Genomic DNA, 4915 nt, shown 5'->3' with positions numbered 1-4915 from the left:
GGTCGAGCCGGAGGTGTAGAGCACATAAACCAGATTGCCGGGGCTGACGGGCACGTGTGGATTGCAATCCGAACACTGCGCCCACTGCTGCGCATCCACGTCCAGGCAGCAGATCGACAGCGTGTCGCGCAGCGGCGGCAGGTCTGCGCGCAGGGAGGCCTGAGTCAGCAGCAGGGTCGGTGCGGCGTCACCGAACATGAACGCCAGCCGCTCGGCCGGGTACGCGGGATCGAACGGCACGTAAGCGGCACCGGCCTTGAGAATGGCCAGCAAACCGATAACCATCTGCGGCGAGCGCTCCAGACACAAACCCACACGTTGCTCGGGCTTTACACCCTGCTGGATCAGGTAATGTGCCAGCCGGTTGGCAGACTGATTCAGCTCGGCATAGGTCAACGCTTGCTCATCGGCAAGCAACGCCACGGCATTGGGCACGCGCTGCACGATAGCCTCGAAGCGCGTTACACAATCGGGCTGCCGCGAGGTGTCGCGTTCAGTGCGGTTCCAGTCATGCACAATCTGGCGATGTTGCTCCGTGTTCAGCAAGGCGACCGTCGCAAGGGGCTGTTCGCTGTCCTCGACCATCTGCGTCAGGATGCGGCGCAGGTACTCGCCCATCTGCACCACGGTCTCGGGCTCATACAGGCCCGAAGCATATTCCAGACCGCCGACTATTTGCCCGTCACGCTCGCTGAGCACCAGTTGCAGGTCGAATTTGGCCACTGGCTGACTGCTTTGCAGCACGCTGACGTCAAGTCCGGACAACGTCAGGTCCGAATCCTGATGCTGTTCCCAGGCGAACAGCACCTGAAAGACCGGGCTGTAAGCCAGACTGCGCGGCGGGTTGAGCACTTCCACCACCTGATCGAACGGCAGGTCCTGATGTTCCTGGGCCGCAAGCGCGACGTGACGCGCCTGTTGCAGCCAGCTCGCCACTGTCGGGTTGGCGGAGCGGGTCATGCGCAAGGCCAGGGTGTTGACGAAGAAACCGATCAAGCCCTCCAGCTCTTGCTGGCTGCGGTTCGCCGAAGGCACACCGATAACCACATCGTCCTGCCCCGACAGGCGCATCAACAACAGCGACCAGGCGGCCAGCAGGTTCATGAACAGCGTGGTGCCTTGTTGCGTTGCCAATGCGCGCAGGCGTGCGGTCAGCGCACGGTCAAACACCAGCGGCACGAAGCCGCCACGGTAATTCTGGACCGCTGGACGTTTGTGATCGGTAGGCAACTCCAACAGTATCGGCGCACCGCTCAACGTTTCACGCCAGTAACGTCGCTGCGCTTCCAGCACTTCGCCAGACAACCACTGGCGTTGCCAGACTGCGTAATCCACGTACTGGATCGACAGGGGCGGCAATGGGTCGGCCTGTTTGTGGAGGGCTGCTTCGTACAACACCCCCAGCTCACGCGTCAGCACGCCCATCGACCAACCATCCGAAATGATGTGGTGCTGGGTCAGCAGGAGCACGTGATCGTCTTCAGCCAGCTTCACCAGGCTGACGCGCATCAGCGGCCCGACCGCCAGGTCGAACGGCCTGCTGCCCTCCTCGTCCATCAGCTCAGGCAGACGCGCCTGTGCATCGTGCTCGCCATGCAGGTCGATGATCGGCAAGGCAGCAATCGTTCCGGTCGCAGCAACCCGCTGCCGCCCCTCACCCTCGACGGCGATGAACGTGGTACGCAACGCCTCATGGCGGGCCACCAGCCGGTTGAAACTGCTTTGCAGCGCAGCTACCTGCAACGGTCCGCGCAGGCGCAGATTCAACGGCATGTGATAGGCCGCGTTGCCACCCTCCATCTGCGCCAGAAACCACAGCCGCTGTTGAGCAGACGACAACGCGTGTGCGCCGCAACGCTCTATGGCTGTGAGGGGCGGACGAGCGCTGCCCGAGGCGCGGCTCAGTTGCTCAGCAAACTGCCGCAGCACGGGGGCGGCAAACAGCGCAGACGGCGACACATCCAGACGCAATGTCTGCCGAACCTTGGCCAGCACGCGCATCACCAGCAGCGAGTGGCCGCCAAGCGCAAAAAAGTGATCCTGACGACCGACCCGCTCCACGCCCAGCACCTCGGCCCAGATAGTCGCGAGTGTCGTTTCCAGCGGGCCCTGAGCCGCCTCGAACGCGTGTTGATCGAACGCATCGGCACCCGGTTCCGGCAATGCACTACGGTCCAGCTTGCCGTTGGCGGTCAGCGGCAGCGCGTCCATGCGCACAAACGCTGCGGGGATCATGTAGTCCGGCAGGCTGAGTTGCAGGTGCTGGCGAAGGCTTTTCGGCGTCAGCCCTGCATCAGCCTGTTCGCGAAAGTAGGCGACCAGCCTGGGCACACCGACGCTGTCCTCACGCAGCACCACCAGGTTGTCACGCACGCCGGTAACTTCGGCCAGACGCGCCTCGATTTCACCCAGCTCCAGACGCAGACCACGCAGCTTGGCCTGCGAGTCATTACGCCCGAGAAATTCCAGGTTGCCGTCTGCGCGATAACGCGCCAGGTCGCCGGTGCGGTACAAGCGCTCACCGGACACGAACGGGCTGTCGACAAAGCGCTCAAGGGTCAATTGCGGCAAGTTCAGATAGCCGCGTGCGACACCTGCGCCGCCGATATACAGCTCCCCCGTAACACCTGGAGCAACCTGTTCGGCAAACGCATCGAGCAGGTAAATCCGCGTATTGGCCAACGCCCGCCCGATGGGCAGCACCGCATCAACGTGGCTGTTGCTATCGAACTCAAAACAGGTGCTGTCGATGCTTGCTTCAGTGACCCCGTAGGCCTGAACAATCTGCACATGCTCGCCACACAGCCTGCGCAGTTGTCGCGCGCTATGGGCAGTCCAGATGTCCGACCCGCAGACCACCGTGCTCATGAACGACAGGTCGTGCCCCGTCTCCTGCGCCCAGACCAGCAACGGGTTGAGCACCGCAGGCACGAAGTCCGCAAAATCGATGCGCGCCTCGCTCAACAAGCGATACAGCGCGGGCGGGTCCATCAGCGTGTCGCGCGGGCACAGAACAAGCGTGCCGCCAAAGCCCAGTGCGCGAATCAGATCGGCGCTGAACACATCGAAGGAAAACCCGGCCATTTGCAGGTGATTGAGGGGTTTGTGCAGTGCGTATAGCCGCTCCCATGCAGCGCTCACCGCCATCAGCCCGCGATGCTCGACCATCACGCCCTTGGGTGTGCCGGTCGAGCCCGAGGTGTAGATCACATAAGCCAGATGACGCGACGTGAGCCCGACCGCATGCGGGTCCGGATTGTCTACCGGTTGCGCTGCCCACAGCCGGGTATCGGCCAGATCAAGCAGCGGCGCTGACGCCGCACACTCCTCAAGCGCCGCCAACAACGCCAGACGCGCCGCTGCATGGCTCAGTAGCACACGCGGTGCACTGTCAGCCAGCATGTGTGCCAGACGCGCTTTTGGGTAAGCGGGGTCGAGCGGTACATAAGCGCCGCCCGCCTTGAGTATCGCAAGCACGCCGACCAGCATGTCCAGCGAGCGCTCCAGGCACACACCGACGCGCACATCCGGTCCGACGCCGAGGCTGCGCAGGTAATGGGCCAGACGATTGGCCTGGGTATTGAGCGTCGCGTAGTCAAGCGCGTCCTGTTCGAAGCGCGCGGCTATGGCGTCGGGATTGCGCTGCACCTGAGCCTCGAACAGGCTGTGTACACACTGGTTTTCGGCAAAGGGTTGCTCTGTATAGGGATGAGCGAAGCCCGTCCCGCGCGAGGAAGATTTGTCGACCATCAGGAACCACCGTCCGTGAGCAGATTATTTTTATGAACGGACAGAGGCACAGAGCGTCCCGCCCGTCAGGCACGGCATAGGAAATGCCGGATGTACCTTGAGACTCAGGGAGAAGGTGCGGCGCGTGCTCTTGCGCTCACGTCATGACCAGACATGGAAGCGCTTGGGGGGATCGCAGAGAAGTGACGGGCGAACGCGGCAAGGCGCGACTCGCATACAGAAAGGGGGGTGGCTGGCTCGTTGACGAGACTGATCGCTCTGCCCTTGGAACTGACGTTTGCATACCGCGTGACCAATTGAAACCTCATCTTCCGTTTGAGGGTCAACGACGGGGAACGGCCTGCGCCGGGTGTCAGCGCCAGGGTGGACCCGATCGGCTGCGACTGCGGGGTTGTAGACCCATGGCAATCATTGACGCTGGGTTTTTGGCCCTGAGCGCCCGGGATAATAACCATGATTTTTGGCAGTGAGGCAAACAAAAAGTTACAAACCCCCAAAGTGTCCGTCAAACGGCACTGCTGCGCGAACCAGACATCTGTTTAAAACTCAGCGTGCGGTTAAGACTTTTCCCGCCTCCGGGTGCAATACTCAACGCTTGAGTCAGACGAATCCTGCTTTTATGACCCTTACTTACCGACGACTGACACCGACCGATGCAGTGGCTTATCGCGCGTTGATGCTTGAGGCATATGATCGCCACCCGGACGCCTTTACCTCAGATGTGAAAGAGCGTGAAACGCTGCCTGGCGAATGGTGGGAAAACAGGCTGGATAACAGCAATGCGTCGACCGAAGCAGTGTTTGCCGCCGTCGAAGACAACAAACTGCTGGGCGTAGCCGGGTTGTCCGTTGAAACCCGAAATAAGGCCCGGCACAAGTCAACCTTGTTCGGGATGTACGTGCCTCAGGCTCACAGAAACAGAGGCATTGGCTACCAATTGATGTGCAGCGTGCTCGAGCATGCCAGATCCCGTCCTGAGCTTCTGGTCGTACAGCTCACCGTCACGCAGGGTAATGCCGCAGCACAGGGGCTTTATGAGCGCGTGGGCTTTGTGACCTTTGGCGTTGAACCGCTTGCAGTTGCCGTAGGCAGCCGGTTCGTCTCCAAGGTGCATATGTGGAAGGATTTACGGGAGTAAGTTATCCCCTAGGGAAGATCTGAAGTA

At 61.4% G+C, this 4915-nt stretch carries 2 protein-coding genes; one reads left to right on the top strand and one right to left on the bottom strand.

The genetic code is table 11. The annotated features are described in order from the left end of the window. A partial coding sequence (locus ALO64_RS26475; protein ID WP_235805024.1) for an amino acid adenylation domain-containing protein occupies window positions 1–3750 on the bottom strand: 3750 nt, incomplete at its 3' end. Between the two features lie 619 nt (window positions 3751–4369). Between ALO64_RS26475 and ALO64_RS21670 the strand changes: the two genes are divergently transcribed. After that, a complete protein-coding gene (locus tag ALO64_RS21670) occupies window positions 4370–4888 on the top strand; it encodes a GNAT family N-acetyltransferase (RefSeq protein WP_002552781.1) in 519 nt (172 codons plus the stop codon). Window positions 4889–4915: the final 27 nt, after the last annotated feature.

The sequence above is a fragment of the Pseudomonas meliae genome (genome assembly GCF_001400515.1).
Lineage (GTDB): Bacteria > Pseudomonadota > Gammaproteobacteria > Pseudomonadales > Pseudomonadaceae > Aquipseudomonas > Aquipseudomonas amygdali.
The sequence above is the reverse complement of the archived record's forward strand: the minus strand, read 5'-3'. Positions and strand labels throughout refer to the sequence as shown.